Here is a 24,880-nt window from a genome sequence, read left to right as displayed (position 1 = left end):
TGAGTAATTCGCGCGGCCTGCTTACCCTTGCGCGCATCTTCACGATTCGGAGCCGGTCATGGCACAGACGCTTTACGAAAAACTGTTCAACGAACATCTGGTTCGCGAAGAGGACGGCAACGGCCTGCTCTATATCGATCGGCATATGGTCCATGAAGTGACCTCGCCGCAGGCCTTCGAAGGGCTGGCGCTGGCCGACCGGCCGGTCTGGCGGGTGAATGCCAATCTGGCCGTGCCCGATCACAACGTGCCCACCGTCAACCGCGATGGCGGCATCGCCGACACCATCTCGCGCGCCCAGGTAGACGCGCTGCTCAGAAACTGCAATGAACACGGCATTCGCCTGTTCGGCCTGGGCGACCCGCGTCAGGGCATCGTGCATATCATCGGCCCGGAGCAGGGCGCGACCCAGCCGGGCATGACCATCGTCTGCGGCGATTCGCATACCGCGACCCACGGCGCCTTCGGCGCGCTGGCCTTCGGTATCGGTACCTCCGAGGTCGAACATGTGCTGGCCACGCAGACGCTGCCCCAGGCGCGGTCGAAGACCATGCTGGTACGCGTCGATGGCCAGGTCGCGCCCGGTATTTCGGCCAAGGACATCATGCTCGCCATCATCGGCAAGATCGGCACCGCAGGCGGCACGGGCTTTGTCATCGAGTACGGCGGCGACGCCGTGCGGGCGCTGTCGATGGAAGGGCGGATGACCATCTGCAACATGTCCATCGAAGCCGGCGCGCGTGCGGGCATGGTCGCGGTCGACGACACCACCATCGACTACATGCGCGGGCGTACCTATGCACCCACTGGCGAGCAGTGGGATCGCGCCGAGGCCTATTGGCGCACGCTGGTGTCCGACGAAGACGCGGAATACGACAAGGTCGTGGTGCTGAACGCCGCCGATATCGCGCCGCAGGTCACCTGGGGCACGTCGCCGGAGATGGTTGGCCCGGTCACCGATCGCGTGCCGTCGCCGGCCGATGCGGCCAACGAGACCCAGGCCGAAAGCTGGCGCGCGGCGCTGGAATACATGGACCTCACCCCGGGCGTGCCGATGACCGAGATCATGCTCGACAAGATCTTTCTGGGCTCGTGCACGAATGCGCGCATCGAGGATCTACGGGTGGCCGCTGCCTATCTCAAGGGCCGCCGGATTGCGCCCAATATCGAATTGGCGATGGTCGTGCCCGGCTCCGGCCTGGTCAAACAGCAGGCTGAAAAGGAAGGGCTGGATGTGATCTTCAAATCCGCCGGGTTCGAGTGGCGCGATGCCGGCTGCTCCATGTGTCTGGGCATGAACGACGACAACCTGTTGCCGGGCGAGCGTTGTGCCTCGACCTCGAACCGCAATTTCGAGGGGCGCCAGGGCAAGGGCGGGCGTACCCATCTGGTCAGCCCGGCGATGGCCGCGGCTGCGGCGGTGTATGGCCATTTTGTGGATATCCGCGAATTGGGTATCGAGCAATGAGCGACGCCACGGCCAGCGTCGATACGAGCCGAGGCGACTGGAATGCGCGAGATTACGCCCGCGATGCACGTTTCGTGGCCGATCTGGCCGCGTCGCTGGTCGATGTGCTCGACCCGAAGGCCGGCGAGCGAATACTGGACCTCGGCTGTGGCGATGGCGTATTGAGCCAGGCGATCACAGAGCGCGGCGCCGAGGTGCTGGGCATGGATGCCAGCGCCGATATGGTCGCCGCCGCGCGCGAGCGTGGGGTGAACGCAGTGGTGGCGGACGGGCACGATCTGGGCAGTAGCGCTACGATTGCTGGAACGTTCGACGCGATATTTTCCAATGCGGCGTTGCACTGGATGAAGCGCGATCCGCAGGCGGTTGTCGACGGCGCCTATCAGCGGCTGGTGCCCGGTGCGCGCTTTGTCGGCGAATTCGGCGGCGCCGGCAATGTCGCGCCAGTGCAATCGGCGCTGCGCGCCGAAGCCGAAGTACGCGGGCACGACCCGGACGCGCTCGATCCGTGGTATTTCCCCACCAACGACGAATACCGCCAGCGCCTGGTGCGGGCCGGATTCGTGGTGGATCAGCTGTCGAGCTTCGAGCGGCCCACGCCGTTGCCGGGCGATATGAGCGCGTGGCTGAGCACGCTCGCTGGCCCGTTCGTGAACGCGTTTACCGACGGTGCGCCGCGCCGTGACTATATCGCCGCGGTACGCGCGCGGCTGGTCGACGATCTGCAGGACGAACAGGGGCGCTGGGTCGTTCCCTATGTACGGCTGCGTTTTGTTGCGCACCGGCCGGGCGATACGCCGAGCGCATAGGGCCATTCTTTTTTAAAGCAGCGAAGACAACACCATGCAAGCATTTACGGTACATGAAGGATTGGTGGCGCCGCTGGATCGCGCCAACGTCGATACCGACGCCATCATTCCCAAGCAGTTTCTCAAGTCGATTCGGCGTACGGGTTTCGGCCCGCATCTGTTCGACGACTGGCGCTATCTCGATCAGGGCGGTCTGGAGACGGATATCGCCGATCGCCGTGAGAACCCCGATTTCGTGCTCAACCGCGAGCCGTATCGGCAGGCCAGTATTCTGCTGACACGAGAGAACTTTGGCTGCGGTTCTTCACGTGAACACGCGGTCTGGGCGCTGGAAGATTTCGGCATTCGTTGCGTCATCGCGCCCAGTTTCGCCGATATTTTCTACAATAACTGCTTTAAGAATGGTGTGTTACCCATTGCTTTGTCAGAAGAAAATATCGATGCGCTGTTCGCCGCCGCGTACGACGAGGTGGGGATGACGGCCCGTGTGGATCTGCATGCGCAGACAATCGTTGCCGCCGGCCGGGAATTCAGCTTCGATATCGATGCCTATCGGCGCAAGAACATGCTGGCCGGACTGGACGACATCGGTCTGACCTTGCAGCATGCCGATGAAATTCGTGCCTTCGAGGCCCGGCGCGCGCAAGAAAAGCCGTGGCTTTTCCGCGACCTGTAGAGCTAAGATCGCGATCGGTCCAGGCTGACCGGGACGCCTTTTCGGTAAAGGATAAAAGTATTTCATGACTGCAAGAATTCTCGTGATGCCCGGCGATGGCGTGGGCCCTGAAATCTGTCGCGAAGCCGTGCGCGTGCTCGATGCGCTGGCCAGCGACCATGGCCTGGATATCGAGCTGGAAGAAGCCCTGGTCGGCGGCGCGGCGATCGATGCCGAGGGCGATCCGCTGCCGGAGTCGTCACTGGCGGCAGCGCGAGCGGCAGATGCGATTCTGTTCGGCTCGATCGGCGGGCCGAAATGGGACGATCAGCCGCGCGAGAAACGCCCCGAATCAGGCTTGTTGCGCCTGCGTAGCGAACTCGACCTGTTCGCGAACCTGCGCCCGGCGATTCTGTATCCGCAGCTGGCGCATGTTTCGGCACTCAAGCGCGATATCGTCTCCGGGCTGGATATCATGATCGTGCGCGAGCTCACCGGCGGCATCTATTTCGGCAAGCCGGCCGGCCGCCACATGAACGCCAACGGCAAGCGCGAGGCGTTCAACACCATGCGCTACGACGAGGACGAAATCCGCCGCATCGGACGGCGCGCCTTCGATATCGCGCGTGCGCGCGGCGGCCGGCTATGCAGCGTGGACAAGGCCAATGTACTCGAGGTCTCGCAACTCTGGCGCGATGTCATGACCGAGTTGCATGCCGAATACGAAGACGTCGAGCTGACTCATATGTATGTCGACAATGCGGCCATGCAGCTGGTGCGCGCACCCAAGCAGTTCGACACGCTGGTCACCGGCAACCTGTTCGGCGATGTGCTCTCGGACGCCGCGGCGATGCTGACCGGCTCCATCGGCATGCTGCCCTCAGCTTCGATGGATAGTCATGGCAAGGGCCTGTACGAGCCCGTGCATGGTAGTGCGCCGGATATCGCCGGCCAGGGCGTGGCCAATCCGCTGGCCACCATTCTCTCGGTGGCCATGATGCTGCGTTATACGCTCGATCGCGGCGATCTGGCCGACAAGGTCGAAAACGCGGTGGGCTATGCGCTCGATCGCGGCCTGCGTACCCGCGATATCATGGACGACGAAACCCAGATCGCCAGCACTCAGGAGATCGGGGGCGCCATCGTCGATATGCTACGCTGAAATCACACGTAGTCAGCCGCCTCGGCGGATGCCCTCAACAGGATTCTGAATGGCCGACGCATACGATGTTGCGGTGGTAGGCGCCACCGGTGCCGTCGGCGAAGCCATGCTCGAAATGCTCGAGCAGCGCGAGTTCCCGGTCGGCCGGCTGTTTGCCCTGGGTAGCGAGGGCTCGGCCGGCAAGCGTGTGGCTTTTCGCGACAAGAACCTCAGCGTGGGCGATGCGGCGTCCTTCGATTTCGCCCGTGTGCAGATCGCACTGTTCGCGGCCGGCGCGCGCATATCGCAAGCGCTGGCCGAACGTGCCGCGGCTGCCGGCTGTGCGGTCATCGATACCAGCGGTTTTTTTGCCGATGCGCACGATGTGCCGCTGGTCGTGCCCGAGGTTAATGCCGAGGCGATCGCCGACCATGCAGCCCGCGGCATGATCGCCAGTCCGTCGGCTACGTCCATCGCCCTGGCCATGGCGCTCAAGCCGATTCATGATTTTGCCGATGTCGTGCGGGTCAACGTCGCCACGTACCAGGCGGTGTCGGCATCGGGTACGGCCGCACTGCGCGAGCTGGCCGATCAGACGGCCCGGCTGCTCAATGGCCAGGCGATCCGTGAGCCGACGGTCTATCCCCGGCAGATCGCGTTTAATACGCTGCCGCTGATCGATGGGCTGCAGGACAACGGCTACAGCGACGAAGAAATGCGGCTGATCGCCCAGACACGCCGGCTACTGGGGCAGCCGGATTTGCCGATCAACCCGACCGCGGTCCGGGTCCCGGTCTTTTTTGGCCATGGCCAGGCTGTGCATGTGGAAACCCGCGAGGGTGTATCGGCCAAAAAAGCGCGCCAACTGCTGACCCAGGCGCCGGGGATGATGGTCGTCGATACGCCCGCGCCGGACGGCTATGCAACGCCGGTCACCGAGGCCGCGAATCAGGACGAGGTGTTCGTCTCACGTATTCGGCAAGACATTTCGTGTGAGAATGGTCTAAATTTCTGGATCGTGGCCGATAACATACGCAAGGGTGCTGCACTCAACAGCGTGCAGATTGCCGAGAAGCTGATCGAGAAATACATCTAGGGATATACGACGCGTCATGTGGGTAGTTCGGCATACGCGTCGGCCCGTGTTGTTCCGGCGGTTCATCAACCGCGGGGATACGGGTCGAATCGAGGGGGATACACAGGCGCCGTGGTCGATTCAAAGTCGTATTTGAGGCGCAGGCTGCAAGGTGCAGCCGTGGCCGCCTTGTTGTGTAACGCAGGCGTGGCCTCCGCGCTGGGGTTTGGTGCCATTCGGGTGCATTCGGCGCTCAACGAGCCGTTGGACGCCACCATCAACCTGGTGGCCCTGACGCCCGAGGAGAAAACCGCGCTGCAGGTCGATATGGCCAGCGTGGACATGTTCCAGCGTTTCGGCATCGAGCGCACGGCGCTGGCCGATCGTATCCGCATCGTGGCCAACCCGGGCAACGAATCCAGCCAGGTGCTGTTACGCCTGACCACGGACGCGCCGGTGCGTGAGCCGTTCCTGCGTTTTCTCATCGAAGCCGATACCGGCAATGGCCGCGCGCTACGCGAATATACGGTTCTGCTTGATCCGCCCGGTCAGGCGCCGCAGCCGCCCTCGGGCATGGCCAGTGCAAGCGCGCCGCCAGCCTCGTCCCAGTCGTCGCGCGCATCGGCCGCCGATACGGCGCCGGTTGCGCCCGAGCCGGCCGCGCCCGAGCCAACGGCCGCGCCGGCGCGTGCGGAGCCGCGTAGCGATCGCTACGGGCCGGTCGCGGCCGGCGAGACGCTTTCGCGTATCGCTGCGCGTCTGCGTCGTCCGGATACCACGCTGGATCAGATGCAGGTTGCGATCTATCGCAACAACCCGCAGGCGTTCAGCGACAATATGAACATTCTGCTGCGCGGTGCGATGCTCGCCATTCCGCCGGTCGAACGTATTCGTTCGATCGCGCCGGGCGAGGCGCGTGCCGTGGTACGCGCACAGCAGGCCGAAGCTGTCGAGCGTCTGGCCTCGACGGCCACGGATAGTTCGGCCCAGCCCACGGTGGCCCAAGGCGAGAGCGCGCCTGCGACCACGGATGCCCGTTTGCGTCTGGAGCCCTCGCGTATCGACGGCCAGAGTGCTGGCGGGGCGGTGGGCACCGCCGGTTTCGGCCGCTTGACCCTGCCCGATTTCGGCCCCGGTGAGGGCAGTGTCGGGGCGGGTGATGCCGCGAGCCCCGATACCGATACCGCCGATACCGATACCGGAACCGATCCCATGGTCAGCGATGGCCGTGCCGTGGCCGATCGCGGCGAGCAGGCGCCGGGTGGAGATAACGCGCCCACGGATACGGCGGTCGATAGCGCGACGCGCACGAACGAAACAGCCGCCCAGTCGCCGACCGACGAGACCGATGCCCTGTCTTCGACCGCGCGTGATGCGACCACCGAAGTCGACGCGACCACGGGCGACAACGCTGCGGCCGGTATCGATAACGAGCCGGCAGGCGCCGCGGCCGATCAGGATATCGCCGCCAGCTCGGCCGATAGGCCGGCTACGACCGATGCCATGGTCACGACCGGCGATACGGACGAGGCCCTGCAACCCGACAGCGCGAGCGACGCCGTCGCCGACAGCACCGATACGGCGGTCGCCGCCGACAGCGGCAGCATGCAGTCGCAGGACAGCTATCGGCCGTTGCCGGCCCAGGATGTCGATGTGGTGGGCGCCAGCGATGGCGCCAGCCTGCTGAGCCCGCGTAACCTGCTGCTGCTCGCCGGTGGACTGGGGCTGGCGGCCTTGCTGCTGGCCTGGCGCCGGCGGCGCCAGTACAAGCCGGTGCCGCTGCACTTCGAAGCCGAGGGCGATCATCCGGTGGCGCCTTCCGCCGAAGAAGAGTTCGAACAGCCCGGCGAGGCGCGTCAGGCTTATATCGCGCCGGCGCCGAATACCACCCGCCCGTCCTTGCGGATCGAACAGGCCGATGCCCAGATCAAGGCCGGCGAGTTCGATCAGGCGCGGGCCACGCTCGAAGCCGGTCTGGGCGACCATCCCCACGACAGCGCGCTCCAGGACAAGCGTCTTGAGCTGGATTATCTGACCGGTGACGACAACGCCTTCATGGGCAATATCGAACGCTTCGGCTCGGCCCTGACCGGCAACGGTGTGCGCTGGGCTGGCGTGGCCGCGATGGGGCGGGTACTGCGCCCCGATGACCCGCGCTTCGCGCTTGGTTTGACCGACGATGGCCCCACGCCGGCCGCCGCCGAAGCCGAGCCGGACGATGAACCCCAGGACCCCGAATCGGCCGAAGCGCTGTACGAAAGTTTTATCTCCAGCCGTGATAGCGGCCTGGACGAAGAACTGCCGCCGGCGATCGACGACGAAAGCAGCGACGACGGGCACTATTTCACCATCGACGAATCGCTGCCCGATAGCGACGATGCCGACGCCGCGCATACCGAGCTCGACCTTCCGGAGGCGCCGAAACGCGCGTCCGAAACGCCCGACGAGCAGGGTTTCGAGTGGCAGGATCAGGAAATCGCCGATGGCGGCGAGCGCCAGCACGATCAGGGCGACGACCCCGGCCTGGCGTTCGATCTGGACAGCGTCGACGACGATGCCGGCAAGGATAAGCCGCGCTCGGTGGAGACGATCGACGACAGCGAATTCGATCTCGATGCCGAGGACGATACGGCCGCTGAAGACGACGTCGAAACCGACCCGGTGGAAATCCGGCTCGATCTGGCGCGCATGTATATCGAAATGGAAGACGCCACCGCGGCCCGCGAGTTGCTCGAAGAGGTGCAGAGCGAGGGCAACGAAGCCCAACGCGCGACCGCCACCGAGTTGTTGAACACGCTCTAGGGCCTGTTCATACTGGCGCGTTGGGCGCGCGTATTCGGGCTATCGGGATACGCGCGATATGCTGGCTGTTTACCGTTTTGATCCGCGAAGCTGACTGCGCTTGAAAGACTCGTTGCCACAATCGATCGGCGCTCGGCGGGTTTCGCGCGTATCGCCCTGCGGGGCGGTTGCGTCCAGGGGCCAGCGTCGGGCGGGATCTGATGTATGCCCGCGGGCGGCTGCGCACGTGTTGGAACCCCGCTAGTGCGCTGGGCGGCCTGTGTCGAATACGATGGCTCGGCCTATCATGGCTGGCAGAGCCAGCCGCATGCGGCGAGTGTCCAGGACACGCTCGAGGCCGCGCTGTCACGCCTGGCGGATGCGTCGATTCGCACCGTATGCAGCGGGCGTACCGACACCGGCGTGCACGCCCAGGGCCAGATCGTGCATTTCGATACCGACGTCGAGCGCAGCGAACGGGCCTGGCTGCTCGGCACCAACCGTTATCTGCCCGACGATATCGCGCTGCAGTGGGTGATACCGGTATCGGGTGATTTTCATGCCCGTTTTGGCGCGATCGCGCGCGAATACCGCTACTGGATTCTCGATCGCACAGCGCCCAGCGCGCTATGGCGCAACCGTGCCTATCATTCGCATCATCGGCTGGATGTCGAGGCCATGCATGCGGGCGCGCAGCATCTGCTGGGTTATCACGATTTCAGCGCCTTCCGGGCTGCGGCCTGCCAGGCCAAGACCCCGTGGCGCGAAATTACGCGTTGCGAGGTCGTTCGCCGTGGTGACTGGGTCCGCCTGGAAGTGCATGCCAATGCCTTTCTGCATCATATGGTGCGCAATATCGTGGGTAGCCTGTTGCCGATCGGGCGAGGCCAGTATGCGCCGGACTGGATCCTGCGCTTGCTTGCCGAGGGCGATCGCCGCCATGCCGGCATGACCGCGCCGGCGCAGGGGCTGTCGCTACGGCGCGTGCATTATCCGCCGGAGTTCGTGCTGCCGGCCCCGGCGCTGGACGACGACGGCTGGTAAACTGTGGTATTGGCTTGCAACGGCGAAGGCCAACGCAGCAGCGATGAAACGAGTACGCATCAAGATTTGTGGCATCACGCGCCTTGAAGACGCGCTGGCAAGCGTAAATGCCGGTGCGGATGCGATCGGCTTCGTTTTTCACGAACCCAGTGCGCGCGCGATCGATATCGAGCAGGCCTGTGCGATCAGCCATCAGCTGCCGCCGTTCGTGGCCCGGGTCGCGTTGTTTCTCGAGCCCGCGCCGGCTGCGGTACAAACCGTGCTCGATCGCCTGCGCCCGGACGCGCTGCAGTTTCACGGCCGCGAGACCGCCGAATTCTGTCGGCGTTTCGCCTGGCCGTATCTCAAGAGCGTACCCATGGGCGAAGACAACATCGAGCCGCGCGCCTGGGCGGACTACTATCACGATGCCCAGGGTCTGTTGCTCGACGCCAACCGCGCCGGCGCGGCGGGTGGCAGTGGCGAAACCTTCGACTGGGAACGCCAGGCCGCGCTGCCGGATATGCCGGTCGTGATCGCCGGCGGGCTGCATGCCGACAACGTCGGTGAAGCCATTACCCGATTTCATCCGTATGCGGTGGATGTCAGCAGTGGCGTGGAAAGCGCGCCGGGCATCAAGGACGCCGAACGTATTCGCGCGTTTACCGCGGCGGTCAGCCGCGCCCGACCCGGCGGTATCGAACGCCGCCGGGGCGAAGACATGGCCGAGGCCTGAACGCCGGAGCACCACAGATTGAAGCGCGATGGCGTACAGGCATCGCGATCGACCAGAGGCTTGGACAACATGACGATACCCGAACCCCAGCAGTCGCTCGATAATACCGCGCCGTTGGCCCACGCCTGGCGCAACATGCCCGACGCGCGGGGCCATTTCGGCCCCTACGGCGGGCGTTTTGTCGCGGAAACGCTGATGGCGCCGCTCGACGAGCTCGCTGCGGCGTACGAGTCCGCACGCAACGATCCGCAGTTCATGGCCGCGCTGGATCAGGATCTAGCCGATTATGTGGGCCGGCCGACGCCGATCTATCACGCCGAGCGGCTGTCGAAAAAAGTCGGCGGCGCGCAGATCTGGTTCAAGCGCGAAGACCTGAACCACACGGGCGCGCACAAGATCAACAACACCATCGGTCAGGCGCTGCTGGCCGCGCGCATGGGCAAAAAACGCATCATCGCCGAGACCGGTGCCGGCCAGCACGGCGTGGCCACGGCCACGGTGGCTGCCCGTCTGGGCCTGGAATGTGTGGTGTTCATGGGCAGCGAGGACATGCGCCGCCAGGCCACCAACGTCTATCGCATGCGGTTGCTGGGCGCGGAAGTCCGGCCCGTCGAGTCGGGCTCCAAAACGCTCAAGGACGCCATGAACGACGCCCTGCGCGACTGGGTGGCGCATGTCGACGATACCTTCTACATCATCGGCACGGTCGCCGGCCCGCACCCGTATCCCGCGATGGTGCGCGATTTCCAGGCCGTGATCGGGCGCGAGTCGCGTCGCCAGATGCTCGAACGCGTCGGCCGGCTGCCGGATGCGCTGGTCGCCTGTGTCGGCGGCGGTTCCAATGCCATCGGTATGTTCTATCCGTTTCTCGACGACGAACAGGTCGAGATCTACGGTGTGGAAGCCGGTGGCGACGGCATCAGCAGCGGGCGGCATGCCGCGCCGCTGTCGGCAGGGCGCTCGGGCGTGCTGCATGGCAATCGCACCTACCTGATGCAGGACGATAACGGCCAGATCAGCGGGACCCATTCGATTTCGGCAGGTCTGGATTACCCCGGTGTCGGCCCGGAACATTCCTGGCTCAAGGATATCGGGCGTGCGCATTATGTCGACATCACCGATTCCGACGCGCTCGACGCCTTTCATGAATGTACCCGTATCGAGGGCATCATGCCGGCGCTGGAATCCGCCCATGCCGTGGCCTATGCCAAGAAGCTGGCTGCGACCATGCGCGACGATCAGATCGTGCTCGTGAACATGTCCGGGCGCGGCGACAAGGATATGGCCAGTGTGGCCGAGGCCGCCGGAGAAACGCTATGAGCCGTCTGGCCAGCCGCCTGAACGACCTGCGCGAGCAGGGCCGAACCGCGCTGATCCCCTATGTGACCGCAGGCGATCCGGCCCCGGACGCCACCGTGGGCTTCATGCATGCGTTGGTCGAGGCCGGCGCTGACGTGCTCGAGGTCGGGGTACCGTTTTCCGACCCCATGGCCGACGGGCCGGTCATCCAGGGCGCCTGCGAGCGCGCGCTGGCGGCGGGCACCAGCCTGTCCGGCGTGCTCGAGATGGTGACCGAATTTCGCGAGCGCGACACCGAAACGCCGATCGTGCTCATGGGCTATCTCAACCCCGTCGATCGCCTGGGTCTGGAGGCCTTCGCCCAGCGGGCCAGTCAGGCCGGGGTGGACGGCGTGCTCATCGTCGACATGACCGCCGAAGAGGCGCCGGATGTCGTGCCTACGCTGGACGCGGCCGGGCTCGATGCCGTGTGTCTCATCGCGCCGACCACGGGCGAGGCACGGATCGAAAAGATCTGTGCCAATGTGGGCGGTTTCATCTACTACGTGTCGTTCAAGGGCGTGACCGGTTCGGCCAGCCTGGATGTCTCCTCGCTGGCGACGAGTATCGAGCGTATTCGTGCAAAAACCGAGCTGCCGGTCGCGGTCGGCTTCGGTGTGAGTACGCCGCAAAACGCTGCCGATGTGTCGCAGGTGGCCGATGCCGTGGTCGTGGGCAGCGCGCTGGTGCGCCAGATCGCCGAACACGGCGCCGATCGTGATGCCACGCAGCGCGCGTTACGCGATACGCTGTCGGCCATGCGTCGAGCGATCGACGAACAGGACACAACCCAAAAGGAGGCACGCCGCGCATGAGCTGGCTGGAAAAACTCATGCCGTCGCAGATGCGCAACGACTCGGCGGCAAAGAAAAGCACGGTGCCGGAGGGGCTCTGGACCAAATGCAGCAACTGTGGCGCGGTGCTTTACAGCGCCGAGATGGAGCGCTCGTTGCAGGTATGCCCGAAGTGCAACGCCCATCAGCGTCTGCGCGCGCGCAAACGCCTCGATCTGTTTCTGGATGCCGACAATCGCGAGGAATTGGCGCTCGGTATCGAGCCGCGCGACCCGCTCAAGTTTCGCGACAGCCGCAAATATCGTGAACGTCTGACCCAGGCACAGAAGGACTCCGGCGAACGCGAGGCCGCGCTGGTCATGGCCGGCAGCCTCAAACAGATGCCGGTGGTCGCAGGCGCACTGGATTTCGGGTTCATGGGCGGTTCGATGGGCAGTGTCGTGGGCGAGGCCTTCGTGCGCGGTGTGCACGCGGCCATCGATCGCAACTGTCCGTTCATCTTCTTTTCCGCCAGCGGCGGGGCGCGCATGCAGGAAGGGTTGTTCTCGCTGCTACAGATGGGCAAGACCAGTACCGCGCTGACCCGCCTGGCCGACCGCGGTCTGCCGTTCGTATCCGTGTTGACCCATCCGACCATGGGCGGCGTGGCGGCAAGCTATGCCATGCTCGGCGATATCAACGTGGCCGAACCCGAAGCACTGATCGGCTTTGCCGGCCCGCGCGTGATCGAGCAGACCGTGAAGCAGACCCTGCCCGAAGGTTTCCAGCGCAGTGAATTCCTGCTCGAGCACGGCGCGATCGACATGATCGTCGAACGCCGGCATCTGCGCGATCGTATTCACAAGGTGGTGTCGGTGTTCATGCACCAGGACGCGGCGTCCGAACAGGCTGCCGATGTAACGTGAGCACGGCCGCGCCGGTACAAGGCAGCGTCGACGACTGGCTGGCATGGCAACTCACCTTGCATGCCAGCGAAATGGAACTGGGTTTGGCCCGGGTGGCCGAGGTCGCCCAACGCCTCGGCGTGCCGGGCGGGCACGCCAAGCGCGTGACCGTGGCCGGCACCAACGGCAAGGGCAGTTGTGCGGCACTCATCGAACGCCTGCTGGCCGATGGCGCGCGCGTGGGCACCTACACCTCGCCGCATCTGTGGCGCTACAACGAGCGCTTTCGTATCGAGGGCGAAGCCGTGTCCGATCGCGCGCTGCTCGATGCATTCCAGGCGGTCGAAGCCGCGCGGGGCGACACCTCGTTGACGTTTTTCGAATACGGCACGCTCGCTGCGCTGTGGCTGTTCGACGAGGCGGCCGTGGATTACGCGGTACTCGAAGTCGGCCTGGGCGGGCGTCTGGATGCGGTGAACATCGTTGATGGCGATATCGCGCTGATCACCAATATCGGCCTCGATCATGTCGACTGGCTGGGCGACGACCGCGAGAGCATCGGCTACGAAAAAGCCGGTGTGATGCGTGCCAGGCGCCCGGTGATCTGTTGCGATCGCCAGCCGCCTGCATCGCTGTCCCAGCATGCTGCACGGGTTGGCGCCGTACTCGAATGCATCGGCCATGAGTTCGATATTCAGGCCGATAGCCAGGGCTGGGTTTTCAGCCGCGGCGCGCATACGCGCAGGTTGACCGGCATGGCGGGTGTGCTGGCCGATAATCTCGCCGGCGCGCTGGCCACGGTCGATGCGCTGACTGCCCGGCTGCCCGAGCCTGCGGCGATCGAGGCCGCCTGTCGTGCCCAGGCCGGGCTGCCCGGCCGACGCGAACGCGTCGACGACACGGTATCGATGATCTACGATGTCGGCCACAATGCCGAGGCCGTGGCCGTGCTCGCCGAAGAGCTGCGCGGCGCGCCGTCGGCCGGGCGTACCCATATCGTTCTGGGCATGCTGGCCGATAAACCGGTGGAAACCGTCGCCGCACACCTTGAAAAGGTGGCGGATCGATTCTATTTCGCAGGCCTGGACAGTTTGGGAAGTCGCGGGCTGGCCGCCGATGATCTGGCGCGCCGCGTCGGCATCGAAGGCGATCGCTTCGATTCGCCGGCCGCTGCTTTGGCGGCGGCGCGTGATGCCAGCGAGGCCGGCGATCGAATCGTCGTGTGTGGTTCCTTTCTTACCGTGGCGCACGCCCGGAGGCCAATGCCGTCATGAAGGATGTGATGAAAAAACGAGTGGTTGGAGCCACGGTTCTGGTGATTCTGGGCATCGCGCTGCCCTTGTTGCTGGCGCGTTGCATGCAGGGCGGCGGCGATGGCGATACCGACGCCATGCGCGTCTACGAAGTCGCACCGGACGGCCAGGCCAAGCCAGCCAGCGCCGAGGGCGACGCCACGCCTGCGCAGGTTGACGCGAAAACCAACAGCGGTGGGCCTGACGAGCCACAGCGACCGGCCCCGACGGCGGCCAGCGAACAGGCTGCGCCGGATATGCCGGAGGCGGTATCGCCGGCGAGTGTCGGCGAATCGCGCCCGTCAGCGGCCAGCGAAGCCGAACCCGAACCCGCGGCCGCCGAGGAGCCTTCCGAGCCGGCTGGCGCGACCGCCGAGGCGGCGGCACCGGCGGCACCGGCATCTTCGAGCGGCTCGCTGCGCCAGAAGGCATCGTTTTCCGGCGGCTATGTGGTTCAGGTCGCCAGCTTTCGCGACGAAGCCAGCGCCGAGAAGGTGGCCCGTGAACTCAACAGCGAATTCAAGGCCTTCTATCGCGCGGGCGATGTCAACGGCACCACGTATTACCGGGTACGTGTCGGGCCGTTCGAAAACGAAGCGGCGGCCAACGCGGCAGCCGCCCAGCTCAAGCGGGCTGGCCGGGCGACGCTGGTCCGGCGCGCGGAATGACCATGACCGGCCGGATACGCCCGCCATTTGCTAGACTAGGCGTATCCGGCCGGCGCGAACGGGTGCAATGATCTGGGTCGACATCGCCATTCTGGCCGTGGTCGCGCTTTCCGCGATCATCGGTTTCTTTCGCGGGTTCCTGCGCGAAGCGATCGGGCTGGCGACCTGGCTTCTGGCGTTCTATCTGGCGTTTACGTTCGTGCGCCACGGCGCGGCGGTGCTCAGCCCATGGATCGACACCCAGCCGGTGCGGCTGGCGGTATCGTTTGCGGTCATCTTTATTGTCGTATTGCTACTGGGCGCCATCATCAATTTTGTCTTGCACCGGCTGGTGAACCAGACCGGATTTGCCGGTACCGATCGGGTACTTGGCGCCGGCTTCGGTGCATTGCGGGGCATCGCGGTATTGGTTGTACTCGTCATGCTCGCCGGCGCGCTGACGGCGCTGCCGCGCGATGCGTGGTGGCAGCAGTCGGTGTTCTTGCCCCATCTGGAAAAAGCCGCGCTGTGGGCGCGTGATTTTCTGCCGCAGGATCTGGGCGGCGCGATTACCTATCCCGGGCCGGCAGCGCCGGCTGAAGATTCTCCATCCTCTATCTGAACTGGTCTGGCTATGTGCGGCATCGTAGGCATCGTTTCCCATACCCCCGTCAATCAAGAGCTGTATGACGCGCTCACGGTGCTCCAGCACCGCGGGCAGGATGCGGCAGGCATCGTCACCACCAGCGGCGGACGACTGTTTCTGCGCAAGGACAACGGACTGGTGCGCGACGTCTTTCGCACCGACCACATGCTGCGCCTGCAGGGCAACGCCGGGGTGGGGCATGTGCGCTATCCCACGGCCGGGGTGGATACCAGCGCCGAGGCGCAGCCGTTCTATGTGAACACGCCCTACGGCATCTGTCTGTCGCACAACGGCAACCTCACCAATGCAGACCAGCTCAAGGAAGAGCTGTATCGCTCGGACCGGCGGCATCTGAATACCGATTCCGATTCCGAGATCCTGCTCAACGTCTTCGCGCATGAGCTCATGCGCAGCGAGCGGCTGCAGCTGGCGCCGTCGGATATCTTCGAGGCAGTCACCGCGTTGCATCGCCGTTGCAGTGGCGGTTATGCCGCGACCGCACTGATTACCGGCTACGGGCTGATCGGCTTTCGCGATCCGCACGGTATTCGTCCGGTGGTCTACGGCAAGCGCGAAACCGAAGCCGGCACCGATTACATGATCGCCTCCGAATCGGTGGCGCTCGATGCGCTGGGCTACGAGCTGATCGACGATATCAACCCGGGCGAATGCGTAGTCATCACCCTCGACGGCGAGATTCACGTACAGCAGTGTGCGGACAACCCCAGCTATGCGCCGTGCATTTTCGAATATGTCTATCTGTCGCGCCCGGACTCGGTGATCGACGATGTCTATGTCTACAAGGCGCGCCTGCGCATGGGCACTTATCTGGCCGAAAAGATTCAGCGCGAATGGCCCGACCACGATATCGACGTGGTCATTCCCATTCCCTCCACCAGCCGCACCGCCGCGGTGGAGCTGGCCAGCCAGCTGGACGTGAAATACCGCGAGGGCTTCATCAAGAATCGTTATATCGGGCGTACGTTCATCATGCCCGGCCAGCAGCAACGGGCGAAATCGGTACGCCAGAAGCTCAACCCCATCGATCTGGAATTCGCCGACAAGAACGTGCTGCTCGTGGACGATTCGATCGTGCGTGGTACTACGTCGCGCCAGATCATCGAAATGGCCCGCGAGGCCGGCGCGCGCAAGGTCTATTTCGCCTCTGCTGCGCCGCCGGTACGCTATCCCAACGTCTACGGCATCGATATGCCCAGTGCCACCGAGCTGGTCGCCCATGGCCATAGCGAAGAAGAGATCGCCAAGGTCATCGGTGCCGACAAGCTCATCTATCAGGATATGGACGATCTGGTGCGCTCGGTGAATGCCGGCAATCCCGATCTGGCCCGCTTCGACGATTCCGTATTCACCGGCGAATACGTGACCGCCGATATCAGTGCCAAATATCTCGAACAGCTGGAGCTGTTTCGTGCCGACGCCGCCCGCGAGGATCGGCGTACCAAGGACAACGCCGTACTCGAACTGCATAACGACGGGTGACGCCGACGCTGGGCAGCATGACGGTTGATCGTGCTGCCCGGTGCTTGCATAATGCAATCGCGCCGATTTGTAACAGCTTGCGGGCGCCCTAAGGCCTGCCAACATTTACGCGTATCGCCGCGTTGCTGCGCAAAATTCGGTCAAGCAAGGCAAGAGGAGCGAAATTGGGTTTGACCCAATGAGCGACGAGCAACGCCGCTTGGCGGGATTTTGAGCGCAACCCTGCGGGCCGTCGGCGATTTTCAGCATTCCGGCGTTGCAGTTCGCTCATGTAGCCACGCTACACGACGCGCACTGCGCCTTGGTCTGCAGAAAATCGCCGGCGGCGCGGCGGATTCGCGTAACTGTTGGCAGGCCTGAAATTCCGCTAAACGGTCGAGGGACGGCAAGCCTGCATCGCAATCGCGAGTGCAGGTTTTTTTATGCCCGAGACCCATTGCCTGGAGATTCTTATGACCGACGAATTCGACGACAGCTGGGGCACGGCCACGCGCGGCGTGCGCGCCGGCACCCATCGCAGCCCCGAAGGCGAACACAGCAACGCGATCTACATGACGTCGAGTTTCGTGTTCGAAACCGCCGAGGAGTGTGCGGCGCGTTTTGCCGGCGAGGCGCCGGGCAATATCTACTCGCGTTTCACCAATCCGACCGTGGATGCCTTCTCGAAGCGCCTGGCCGCGATGGAGGGCGGCGAGTGCTGCGTGGCCACCGCCTCCGGCATGTCGGCGATTCTGGCGACCTGCCTGGCGACACTTGAAGCCGGCGATCATATCGTGGCTGCACATACGTTGTTCGGTTCCACCATCGGCCTGTTCAACAACTATCTGTCCCGCTTCGGCATTACCACCAGCTTTGTCGCGCCCGAGGATGTGGCGGCCTGGAAAGCCGCGATCACGCCGGCCACGCGTATGCTGTTCGTGGAAACGCCGTCCAACCCGTTGACCGAAATCGTGGATATGGCGGCGCTGGCCGAGATCGCCAACGACAACGACGCCCTGCTGGTGGTCGACAACTGTTTCTGTACGCCGGCGTTGCAACGGCCGCTGGATTTCGGCGCCCATGTGGTCACCCACTCGGCCACGAAGTTTCTCGATGGTCAGGGCCGCGCGCTCGGCGGCGCGGTCGTCGGTGATGCCGATATCGTGGGCGACAAGGTCTTTCGCTTTTTGCGCACGGCGGGGCCGACAATGAGCCCCTTCAACGCCTGGTTGTTCTACAAGGCGTTGGAAACACTGGAAGTGCGGATGCAGGCGCATTGCCGTTCCGCCCAGCGGGTGGCGGAATGGCTGGATGCGCAGCCGGGCGTCGAGCATGTCTATTATCCGGGCCTGAAATCGCATGCCCAGCATGAACTGGCCGCGCGCCAGCAGCCAGGCGGCTTCGGCAGCGTGCTGTCGCTGCGCCTGGCGGGCGGCCGCGAGGCCGCATTCGCGCTGATCAACGCCACGAAAATGCTCTCGATTACCGCCAATCTGGGCGATACCCGAACCACCATCGTGCATCCGGCCAGTACCACCCATGCCCGTATTTCCGCTGAGGATCGTGCCCGCGCGGGGATTACCGAAGGCGTGATCCGGATTTCCGTCGGCCTGGAAAACGTCGAAGACATCATCGCCGATCTCGCACGCGGCCTGGGCTGATCGTGCACATCGACGACGTCTACGACGCGTTGATGACGCGCGATCCGGCGGCCAAGTGCGTGGCGGCTCGTGCATTGCACGCCGCCGATAGTTCGGCGCTGGCCAAGGCGGGCGGCACGCCCGAGCCGGTGGTCGTGCCCGGGCGGCCGGACGTGCCCGCACTGGTCCATCCGGCCAAGCTTGCCAAGCGCGGGCTGGGCAAGCCGGCCGGGCGCGCGGCACTTATTCATGCCATCGCCCATATCGAGTTCAATGCGATCAATCTCGGCCTGGATGCGGCCTATCGTTTTCGCGGCATGCCGGCAGCGTTCTATGCCGACTGGCTGAGTCTGGCGGCCGACGAATCACGCCATTTCGAAATGCTCAATAACCGCCTGGCCGATTACGGCTACACCTACGGCGATTTCGATGCGCATAACGGATTATGGGAAATGGCGGTCAAGACCGCCCATGACGTGATGATCCGCATGGCACTGGTGCCACGCGTGCTGGAAGCCCGCGGGCTGGATGTCACCCCGGGCATGATCGAAAAGCTCCGTCAGGCCGGCGATGCCGAGACCGTGGCCATTCTGGAAGTGATTCTCGAAGAAGAAGTGCCGCATGTGGAAATCGGCACCCGCTGGTTTCGCTATTGTGCCGAGCCGCGCGGGCTCGACCCAGACAGCACCTTCACCCAGCTACTGGACGACTACATGAACGGCGGCCCGCCGGGGCCGTACAACTTTCCGGCCCGGCGCAAGGCGAAATTTTCGGAAAACGAGCTCGACTGGCTCGCCCGCCGCCACAGCTGATATCCAGCTCAGCGGTTGATGCGATAGGCGATACGGCGCAGCAGCACGCGCGGCGTGACCTTTCCGCCCCAGACCATGAGCTTGTTGCGCATGCCGGGAATGACGATCGTGTCGTTTTGATGCTTGACACCAAACGCGGCGACGTCGCGGCTGGTCATGGTGCCCATCTTGAACAGCTTGGCCTTGCTGGCTTCCGCGCGCTCGGCAAATTCGGATTCGGTCGGCCCCGGACACAGGGCGCTGACGGACACGCGGCCACGTAATTCCTCGGCCAGACTTTCCGAAAACGACAGCACGAACGCCTTGCTGGCGTAATAGACCGCCATGTTCGGCCCGGCCTGAAAAGCGGCGACCGAGGCAACATTGATGATGAACGGCTGCTGGGCGCGTTCGAGCACCGGCAGCAGGCGGTGGGTGAGGTCTACCAGGGCGGTCACATTTACCTGAATCATCGCCAGCTGTTTTTCGCGCGGTCGCTTGGCGAAGGCGCCGCTGTCGCCAAAGCCGGCATTGTTGACCAGTCCACGCAAAGCCCAGTCGCGCTCGACGATGGTATCGGCCAGTTCGGCCACGCCGTTCGGATCGCCCAGATCGGCACTGATTACCTCGACGGTGCGCCCGTGTTGTTCTCGCAGCTCGCCGGCCAGTTTTTCCAGTCGCTCCGTGCGCCGGGCGGTAAGAATCAGGTCGTGGCCGTTCTCGGCATATTCACGCGCGATGCTTTCGCCGATGCCGGAACTGGCGCCGGTGATCAGGGTGTAGTTACTCATGCGGAAGACTAATTGTGAAATGCGATAATTTCAGATTATCACGGCTGATCAAATCCGCGCAGTGTTGTCGCTACCACGAGGCCACATCCAGGTATTGGAGGGTTCGCTGATCGGCGACGAGGACCTGGGCACGGTCCGGGCGCCAGTCGGGGAGCACGATACGCTCACAGGCATGACCGGCGATCTCGAAGTGGTGGGTGTCCGGCCGGTGGGTATGGCCGTGGATGAGGCGCGTCACATCGTGCGTTTGCATGGCCCGGCATACCGCCTCGGCATTGACGTCCATGATCGCGGCAGGCTTGCGTGTCTTGCCGCGCATGCTGCGCTTGCGTGCGCGTCGGGCGATACGCCGGCGCAGCCACAGCGGGATTTTCATCATCCGTGCGCGCCAGCGCGGGTCGGTATAGCGGGCACGAAATGCCTGGTGGGCGGTATCGTCGGTACAGAAGATATCGCCATGCGAGAGCAGGGTGGGGATGCCGCACAGCTCGACCACGACCGGGTCGTCGAGAATCTGCATATGACTGGCGGCAACGAACGCCTCGCCTACAGCGAAATCGCGGTTGCCGCGCATGAAATACAACGGCACCCCTGTTCGTGCAAGCGCGGCGAAGCGATCAATCACGCCGGCGTGCACCGGCAGAGAGCCATCGTCGCCGACCCATACATCGAACAGGTCGCCCAATACGTAGACGGCCTCGGCCGCGCGGGCCGGGCCGTCCAGATAGCGCATCAGGCGCTCGGCGTTGGGGTCGTCGTCGCCGGTCAGATGGACATCGGCGAGCAGATGAACCGCCACCCCGAGGCTAGTTGTCGACGACCTCGGCCGTCTCGATCACGACCTGATCCTGCGGCGCATCCTGGCGGAACGGGCCGGCCGAGCCGGTGGGCGTGGCTGCGATCTTGTCGACTACATCCATGCCGTCGGTGACCTTGCCGAATACCGCATAACCGGCATTGCCGCGGCTCGGGTTGAGCGGGGCGTTGTCGGTGAGGTTGACGAAGAACTGCGAGGTGGCCGAGTTCGGGTCGCTCGTGCGGGCCATGGACAGGGTGCCGCGGTCGTTCTTCAGGCCGTTATCGGCTTCGTTGACGATCGGGTCGCGGGTCTTTTTCTGGCGATAGTCTTCGGTGAAGCCACCGCCCTGAATCACGAAGCCCGGAATCACGCGATGAAAGATCGTGCCGTCGTAGAAGCCGTCGCGTACGTACTGCAGGAAATTGGCGGCCGATTTCGGGGCCTGGTCTTCGAAAACCTCGATGGTGATATCGCCGAGATTGGTATGCATGACAACCATGGAATCATCCTTGCTGGCGTCGCCGGCGGCGAACGCGAGGGGCGCGCATAGCGCGAGGGAAACAAATACGGTAACGAGCAAAGTGCGTACTGACTTCATCAGGCAACGGCCTCGGTTGGTTCGACGCGTGCGAGTGCCGCGTCGAGTACGTTCAGGTCGGCATCCTTTTTATGACCCTGCTCGGAAAGCACGCGTCGCCAGGCCCGACCGCCCGGCTGGCCATGATACAGACCGAGCATGTGCCGGGTAATATCCTTGAGCGCGCCGCCCGCGGCCAGATGATCGGCGATATAGCCGCGCATGCCGGCCACGATCTCGCCGCGACTCGGCACGCTGGTATCGGCATCGAAGAAACGCCGGTCGACATCGGCCATGAAGTACGGATTCTTGTAGGCCTCGCGGCCGATCATCACGCCGTCGACGTGTTCGAGCTGATCCGCGGCTGTATCCAGATCGACGATGCCGCCGTTGATGCTCATCGCTAGATTTGGGAAATCCTGCTTGAGCGCATGAACCCGTGCGTAGTTCAACGGCGGAACCTCGCGGTTTTCCTTGGGGCTCAGACCCGACAGCCAGGCCTTGCGCGCATGCACGATCAGCGCGTCGGCACCGGCCGCGGCCACCGCGCCGGTAAAGGCATGCAGGAATGCATAGCTGTCCTGGTTATCGATGCCGATACGGGTCTTGACCGTCACCGGGATCGAAACGTGCGCTTTCATGGCGGCCACGCAATCGGCCACGCGCTGCGGATCGCCCATCAGACAGGCGCCGAAGGTGCCGTTCTGGACCCGATCCGACGGACAGCCCACATTGATATTGACCTCGTCGTAGCCATGCGCTTCGGCCATCGCCGCACATTCGGCCATCGCCGTGGCCTCGCTGCCGCCCAGCTGCAAGGCGATCGGATGCTCGTCGGCGTGATAGGCCAGAAACCGCTCGCGATCGCCGTGGATCAGGGCGCCGGTGGTCACCATTTCCGTATAGAGCAGGGCACGCCGGCTGATCTGGCGCATGAAATAGCGCTGCTCGCGCGTGGTCCACGCCATCATCGGCGCGACGCTGATACGCGCGCCGGGGGTGCGCTTGTCTGGCGGCGAGAGTGTATCGCCGTCTGTGCTGATTTGCGTGTGTACTCGCGTCATCGGCACATATTTTACGCGCTTTGCCCCGAGGGTTGGCGTTCGTTGGTCGCGGTCCGAGAAATACGCGTGGCCTCGAGCACGCTCGACAGGTATTCAGGGCGTCGGATCACTCAATAGGCGCGCACGCGCTTGATGCGTTCGCAGGATTCGCACTGCCAGCGTTGCGGGCGGTTGAATAACCGCTGTACCTGGTTGCGACGAATACGAAAGCAGCTGTAGGTGCCGCAATGCGGGCAATGGTTCACGCTTTTCATCAACGAACATCCGGCTGATTTACGGGTGTGTTCGAAATTAATGAAGCGAACCGGCGTACGCATGATCAATATTGTGTAAGCACCAGCGACCTCGAGGAATCTATGGCGCAGTGCGCGTCATTCACCTTGCGTGTTGCCTTGGGCGTCGGCGTGGCGCGGCAAACCGAGACCGAACTCGCGCACGGGCGTGATCGCCGTCACAATGCGCGCCATTGAGGCTTTCTTACCGCTGGATTGGCAGGAGCGTTCATGTACGCCTTCGCTCGTAGTGCGTTGTTCGCGCTCGAACCGGAAACCGCCCACGACGTGACCCTGCGTACGCTGGCGCATAGCGCCGCGATCGCGCGTCGGGTGTATGGACGCAAGGTCGCGCATGTGCCGGTCGATCTCATGGGCCTGCAATTACCCAACCCGATCGGCCTGGCCGCGGGCCTGGACAAGGACGGTCGTTGTATCGACGGTCTGGCCGCGCTCGGATTCGGTTTCGTCGAAGTGGGTACGGTCACGCCCGAGCCGCAGGCCGGCAACGCCCGGCCGCGCCTGTTTCGTCTGCCGGCACAGCGGGCGCTGCTCAATCGCATGGGCTTCAACAATGACGGCGTGGCGGCGCTGGTCGAACGCGCGAAGCGGCGGCGCGGCACGACCGCGCTGGGAATCAATATCGGCAAGAATGCGACGACGCCGGCCGAACGCGCGGTTGACGATTATCTGAAAGCGCTCGACGGCGTGTACGCGATCGCCGACTACATCACGATCAATATCTCGTCGCCGAATACCAAAGGGCTGCGGGACATGCAGTCCCGCGACAGCCTGGACGGGCTACTGGCCGCGGTACGCGAGGCGCGCGATCACCGCGCCGAAGCCGATGGCCGCTATGTGCCGCTGGCGGTCAAGATCGCTCCGGATCTCGATGCCGCGCAGCTCGATGCCATCGCCGAGCGGTTGCTCTATCACCGCATCGACGGGGTGATCGCGACCAATACCACCATCGCCCGTGACGGCGTGGATCTGCGCTGGACGAACGAGGCCGGCGGTTTGAGCGGCGTGCCGCTACGTGCGCGTTCGACCGCCATGATCGCTGCCTTGCATGAACGGCTGGGCTCGGCGATACCGATTATCGGTGTGGGCGGCATCCAGAGCGCACGCGATGCGCGCGACAAACTCGAAGCCGGCGCCACCGCGCTGCAGTGCTATACCGGACTCATTTATCAGGGGCCGCGTCTGATTGCCGACTGTGCCCGTGCGGCCGCGCTGGTCCAGGCCGGCCAGCGCGCACGCACGCTCAAGAATGTGGTGACACGCGACCGAGCGCGCGTTTCAGCTGGGCGTTGAAGACTTCGCCGATGAAGTCGATGGATTCGGCCAGACGATGGCCGTCGGCCACGACATGCAACGCCGCACGGCGCGCCCGGGCGAAGTTGTAGCCGGATGCCAGCGGCACGATATCGTCGTCCCAGCCGTGCACGACGATGGTATCGGCCGGGCAGTGCGCCGGGTCGCCCGGATAGGCGTCGAGATAGAGCGCCGGCGCCATGAGCAACAGCGCGTTGGGCGCGAGTGCTTCGCAGGCCATCGCCGAGACATAGCCGCCCATGCTGGAGCCGACCAGTACCAGTGGCTGGCCGCTCGGTGCGTGTTCGATCAGACGGCGTACGCGTGCGAGCGGGTCCATGAGGGCGCTATAGTCGAGGCTTTCCACGGCGAAGCCGCGTGCCTGGGCGATAGTGGCCAGATGCTGGATCTTGCTGCCCCAGGGGCCGCTTTCCTTGCCGTGGGCGAAGACAACGCGGGGTTCGGTCATGACAACTCTTGCGTGGACGTTGATTGGCGCGCGCGCGTACTATGCCACGGTGCACGGTCTCATCGTGCGCTGACTGACTTTTCGATGCCGGGGACCGACACTGAAACTCCTGTCTTTCATCAACTGGGTGGCACTGGGTATCGGCGCGCTGATGACGCTGCTCTATGCCGTGGTCTGTCTGATGATGTGGCCGTACCCACAGCTGGTGGCCGATGCCGGTGGCGGTTTCGATCAGGTCGTGCAGATCACGCTGGTCACGGCAGGCTTCACCGCCGCGGCGGGCATTTCCACCTGGTTGGTACAAAAACGCCATCCCGCGCTGTGGCTGGGCCAGGGCGTGCTGCTCGCGGCGCTCACCGGCGTGATCGTTTTTGCGCTGGCCCAGCGTTGAGATG

Annotated in this window: 25 protein-coding genes; 19 read left to right on the top strand and 6 right to left on the bottom strand. The window is 64.2% G+C overall.

The window, feature by feature from the left end; all coding sequences use genetic code 11:
• The first annotated feature begins 58 nt into the window (after positions 1-58).
• The 17 genes from leuC (at position 59) to S4A8_RS10140 (ending at position 19,220) form a co-directional block, all read left to right on the top strand.
• The gene (gene leuC / locus S4A8_RS10220; RefSeq protein WP_353220060.1) at positions 59-1,468 is read left to right on the top strand and encodes a 3-isopropylmalate dehydratase large subunit; all 1,410 of its coding nucleotides are present in this window, start codon (positions 59-61) and stop codon (positions 1,466-1,468) included.
• On the top strand, positions 1,465-2,277 hold the full coding sequence (locus tag S4A8_RS10215) for a class I SAM-dependent methyltransferase (protein WP_353220059.1): 813 nt from the start codon (positions 1,465-1,467) through the stop codon (positions 2,275-2,277). The genes leuC and S4A8_RS10215 overlap by 4 nt, the downstream gene beginning before the upstream one ends.
• Positions 2,278-2,311: 34 nt before the next feature.
• Entirely contained in the window at positions 2,312-2,953 is a 642-nt protein-coding gene (gene leuD / locus S4A8_RS10210; RefSeq protein ID WP_353220058.1) for a 3-isopropylmalate dehydratase small subunit, read from the top strand.
• A 64-nt stretch (positions 2,954-3,017) separates the two neighbouring features.
• Positions 3,018-4,094, top strand: a complete 1,077-nt coding sequence (gene leuB, locus S4A8_RS10205) for a 3-isopropylmalate dehydrogenase (RefSeq protein ID WP_353178522.1) — start codon at positions 3,018-3,020, stop codon at positions 4,092-4,094.
• A gap of 49 nt (positions 4,095-4,143) precedes the next feature.
• Complete coding sequence (locus tag S4A8_RS10200) at positions 4,144-5,169, top strand: aspartate-semialdehyde dehydrogenase (protein WP_353220057.1); 1,026 nt, start codon at positions 4,144-4,146, stop codon at positions 5,167-5,169.
• A 159-nt stretch (positions 5,170-5,328) separates the two neighbouring features.
• On the top strand, positions 5,329-7,950 hold the full coding sequence (locus S4A8_RS10195) for a motility hub landmark protein FimV (protein ID WP_353220056.1): 2,622 nt from the start codon (positions 5,329-5,331) through the stop codon (positions 7,948-7,950).
• A gap of 243 nt (positions 7,951-8,193) precedes the next feature.
• Positions 8,194-8,973 carry a tRNA pseudouridine(38-40) synthase TruA gene (truA, locus tag S4A8_RS10190; RefSeq protein ID WP_353178527.1) on the top strand — a complete coding sequence of 260 codons (780 nt, stop codon included), beginning with the start codon at positions 8,194-8,196 and terminating at the stop codon, positions 8,971-8,973.
• 43 nt (positions 8,974-9,016) lie between these two features.
• Positions 9,017-9,688 carry a phosphoribosylanthranilate isomerase gene (locus S4A8_RS10185; RefSeq protein ID WP_353220055.1) on the top strand — a complete coding sequence of 224 codons (672 nt, stop codon included), beginning with the start codon at positions 9,017-9,019 and terminating at the stop codon, positions 9,686-9,688.
• Between the two features lie 135 nt (positions 9,689-9,823).
• Entirely contained in the window at positions 9,824-11,008 is a 1,185-nt protein-coding gene (gene trpB, locus S4A8_RS10180; protein WP_353178671.1) for a tryptophan synthase subunit beta, read from the top strand.
• The gene (gene trpA / locus S4A8_RS10175; RefSeq protein WP_353220054.1) at positions 11,005-11,841 is read left to right on the top strand and encodes a tryptophan synthase subunit alpha; all 837 of its coding nucleotides are present in this window, start codon (positions 11,005-11,007) and stop codon (positions 11,839-11,841) included. The genes trpB and trpA overlap by 4 nt, the downstream gene beginning before the upstream one ends.
• Complete coding sequence (accD, locus tag S4A8_RS10170) at positions 11,838-12,725, top strand: acetyl-CoA carboxylase, carboxyltransferase subunit beta (protein ID WP_353178532.1); 888 nt, start codon at positions 11,838-11,840, stop codon at positions 12,723-12,725. The genes trpA and accD overlap by 4 nt, the downstream gene beginning before the upstream one ends.
• Positions 12,722-13,978: a bifunctional tetrahydrofolate synthase/dihydrofolate synthase gene (gene folC, locus S4A8_RS10165; RefSeq protein WP_353220053.1), complete on the top strand. Its 1,257-nt coding sequence runs from the start codon at positions 12,722-12,724 to the stop codon at positions 13,976-13,978. The genes accD and folC overlap by 4 nt, the downstream gene beginning before the upstream one ends.
• Positions 13,975-14,664 carry an SPOR domain-containing protein gene (locus S4A8_RS10160; RefSeq protein WP_353220052.1) on the top strand — a complete coding sequence of 230 codons (690 nt, stop codon included), beginning with the start codon at positions 13,975-13,977 and terminating at the stop codon, positions 14,662-14,664. Before folC ends, S4A8_RS10160 begins: the two co-directional genes overlap by 4 nt.
• A gap of 67 nt (positions 14,665-14,731) precedes the next feature.
• Positions 14,732-15,265, top strand: a complete 534-nt coding sequence (locus S4A8_RS10155; protein WP_353220051.1) for a CvpA family protein — start codon at positions 14,732-14,734, stop codon at positions 15,263-15,265.
• 12 nt (positions 15,266-15,277) lie between these two features.
• Complete coding sequence (purF, locus tag S4A8_RS10150) at positions 15,278-16,789, top strand: amidophosphoribosyltransferase (RefSeq protein ID WP_353220050.1); 1,512 nt, start codon at positions 15,278-15,280, stop codon at positions 16,787-16,789.
• Between the two features lie 452 nt (positions 16,790-17,241).
• Positions 17,242-18,429, top strand: a complete 1,188-nt coding sequence (locus S4A8_RS10145; protein WP_353178673.1) for an O-succinylhomoserine sulfhydrylase — start codon at positions 17,242-17,244, stop codon at positions 18,427-18,429.
• Positions 18,430-18,461: 32 nt separating this feature from the next.
• Entirely contained in the window at positions 18,462-19,220 is a 759-nt protein-coding gene (locus tag S4A8_RS10140) for a ferritin-like domain-containing protein (protein ID WP_502950730.1), read from the top strand.
• An 8-nt stretch (positions 19,221-19,228) separates the two neighbouring features.
• On the opposite strand, the gene S4A8_RS10135 is transcribed toward S4A8_RS10140, so the two are convergent.
• From S4A8_RS10135 to S4A8_RS10115, 5 genes are all read right to left on the bottom strand, one after another.
• Positions 19,229-19,990: an SDR family NAD(P)-dependent oxidoreductase gene (locus tag S4A8_RS10135; protein ID WP_353178540.1), complete on the bottom strand. Its 762-nt coding sequence runs from the start codon at positions 19,988-19,990 to the stop codon at positions 19,229-19,231.
• A gap of 70 nt (positions 19,991-20,060) precedes the next feature.
• Positions 20,061-20,789: a UDP-2,3-diacylglucosamine diphosphatase gene (locus tag S4A8_RS10130; RefSeq protein WP_353220049.1), complete on the bottom strand. Its 729-nt coding sequence runs from the start codon at positions 20,787-20,789 to the stop codon at positions 20,061-20,063.
• Between the two features lie 7 nt (positions 20,790-20,796).
• The gene (locus S4A8_RS10125) at positions 20,797-21,387 is read right to left on the bottom strand and encodes a peptidylprolyl isomerase (protein WP_502950725.1); all 591 of its coding nucleotides are present in this window, start codon (positions 21,385-21,387) and stop codon (positions 20,797-20,799) included.
• Positions 21,387-22,430: a tRNA dihydrouridine(20/20a) synthase DusA gene (dusA, locus tag S4A8_RS10120; RefSeq protein WP_353220047.1), complete on the bottom strand. Its 1,044-nt coding sequence runs from the start codon at positions 22,428-22,430 to the stop codon at positions 21,387-21,389. The genes S4A8_RS10125 and dusA overlap by 1 nt, the downstream gene beginning before the upstream one ends.
• A gap of 110 nt (positions 22,431-22,540) precedes the next feature.
• On the bottom strand, positions 22,541-22,684 hold the full coding sequence (locus S4A8_RS10115; protein ID WP_353220046.1) for a hypothetical protein: 144 nt from the start codon (positions 22,682-22,684) through the stop codon (positions 22,541-22,543).
• Between the two features lie 249 nt (positions 22,685-22,933).
• Between S4A8_RS10115 and S4A8_RS10110 the strand changes: the two genes are divergently transcribed.
• Positions 22,934-24,016 (top strand): quinone-dependent dihydroorotate dehydrogenase, encoded by a 1,083-nt coding sequence (locus S4A8_RS10110; RefSeq protein ID WP_353220045.1) that lies wholly within the window; start codon positions 22,934-22,936, stop codon positions 24,014-24,016.
• Here the strand turns inward: S4A8_RS10110 and S4A8_RS10105 are convergent.
• Complete coding sequence (locus S4A8_RS10105; RefSeq protein ID WP_353220044.1) at positions 23,967-24,485, bottom strand: YqiA/YcfP family alpha/beta fold hydrolase; 519 nt, start codon at positions 24,483-24,485, stop codon at positions 23,967-23,969. The two genes, S4A8_RS10110 and S4A8_RS10105, sit on opposite strands and share 50 nt — an antisense overlap.
• Positions 24,486-24,636: 151 nt before the next feature.
• Here S4A8_RS10105 and S4A8_RS10100 point away from each other — a divergent pair, with 151 nt between their 5' ends.
• Positions 24,637-24,876: a hypothetical protein gene (locus tag S4A8_RS10100; RefSeq protein ID WP_353220043.1), complete on the top strand. Its 240-nt coding sequence runs from the start codon at positions 24,637-24,639 to the stop codon at positions 24,874-24,876.
• The last annotated feature ends 4 nt before the right edge of the window (positions 24,877-24,880 follow it).

The sequence above is a fragment of the Salinisphaera sp. S4-8 genome (assembly GCF_040361235.1).
Taxonomy (GTDB): domain Bacteria; phylum Pseudomonadota; class Gammaproteobacteria; order Nevskiales; family Salinisphaeraceae; genus Salinisphaera.
This window is presented reverse-complemented; position numbering and strand designations above follow the sequence as displayed.

Excerpts from the sequence above, each read along its gene's own strand:
- leuC (WP_353220060.1), top strand. The coding sequence starts at position 59 with ATGGCACAGACGCTTTACGAAAAACTGTTCAACGAACATCTGGTTCGC.
- S4A8_RS10215 (WP_353220059.1), top strand. The coding sequence starts at position 1,465 with ATGAGCGACGCCACGGCCAGCGTCGATACGAGCCGAGGCGACTGGAAT.
- leuD (WP_353220058.1), top strand. The coding sequence starts at position 2,312 with ATGCAAGCATTTACGGTACATGAAGGATTGGTGGCGCCGCTGGATCGC.
- leuB (WP_353178522.1), top strand. The coding sequence starts at position 3,018 with ATGACTGCAAGAATTCTCGTGATGCCCGGCGATGGCGTGGGCCCTGAA.
- S4A8_RS10200 (WP_353220057.1), top strand. The coding sequence starts at position 4,144 with ATGGCCGACGCATACGATGTTGCGGTGGTAGGCGCCACCGGTGCCGTC.
- S4A8_RS10185 (WP_353220055.1), top strand. The coding sequence starts at position 9,017 with ATGAAACGAGTACGCATCAAGATTTGTGGCATCACGCGCCTTGAAGAC.
- trpB (WP_353178671.1), top strand. The coding sequence starts at position 9,824 with ATGCCCGACGCGCGGGGCCATTTCGGCCCCTACGGCGGGCGTTTTGTC.
- trpA (WP_353220054.1), top strand. The coding sequence starts at position 11,005 with ATGAGCCGTCTGGCCAGCCGCCTGAACGACCTGCGCGAGCAGGGCCGA.
- accD (WP_353178532.1), top strand. The coding sequence starts at position 11,838 with ATGAGCTGGCTGGAAAAACTCATGCCGTCGCAGATGCGCAACGACTCG.
- S4A8_RS10160 (WP_353220052.1), top strand. The coding sequence starts at position 13,975 with ATGAAGGATGTGATGAAAAAACGAGTGGTTGGAGCCACGGTTCTGGTG.
- S4A8_RS10155 (WP_353220051.1), top strand. The coding sequence starts at position 14,732 with ATGATCTGGGTCGACATCGCCATTCTGGCCGTGGTCGCGCTTTCCGCG.
- purF (WP_353220050.1), top strand. The coding sequence starts at position 15,278 with ATGTGCGGCATCGTAGGCATCGTTTCCCATACCCCCGTCAATCAAGAG.
- S4A8_RS10145 (WP_353178673.1), top strand. The coding sequence starts at position 17,242 with ATGACCGACGAATTCGACGACAGCTGGGGCACGGCCACGCGCGGCGTG.
- S4A8_RS10140 (WP_502950730.1), top strand. The coding sequence starts at position 18,462 with ATGACGCGCGATCCGGCGGCCAAGTGCGTGGCGGCTCGTGCATTGCAC.
- S4A8_RS10135 (WP_353178540.1), bottom strand. The coding sequence starts at position 19,990 with ATGAGTAACTACACCCTGATCACCGGCGCCAGTTCCGGCATCGGCGAA.
- S4A8_RS10125 (WP_502950725.1), bottom strand. The coding sequence starts at position 21,387 with ATGAAGTCAGTACGCACTTTGCTCGTTACCGTATTTGTTTCCCTCGCG.
- dusA (WP_353220047.1), bottom strand. The coding sequence starts at position 22,430 with ATGACGCGAGTACACACGCAAATCAGCACAGACGGCGATACACTCTCG.
- S4A8_RS10115 (WP_353220046.1), bottom strand. The coding sequence starts at position 22,684 with ATGAAAAGCGTGAACCATTGCCCGCATTGCGGCACCTACAGCTGCTTT.
- S4A8_RS10110 (WP_353220045.1), top strand. The coding sequence starts at position 22,934 with ATGTACGCCTTCGCTCGTAGTGCGTTGTTCGCGCTCGAACCGGAAACC.
- S4A8_RS10105 (WP_353220044.1), bottom strand. The coding sequence starts at position 24,485 with ATGACCGAACCCCGCGTTGTCTTCGCCCACGGCAAGGAAAGCGGCCCC.
- S4A8_RS10100 (WP_353220043.1), top strand. The coding sequence starts at position 24,637 with ATGACGCTGCTCTATGCCGTGGTCTGTCTGATGATGTGGCCGTACCCA.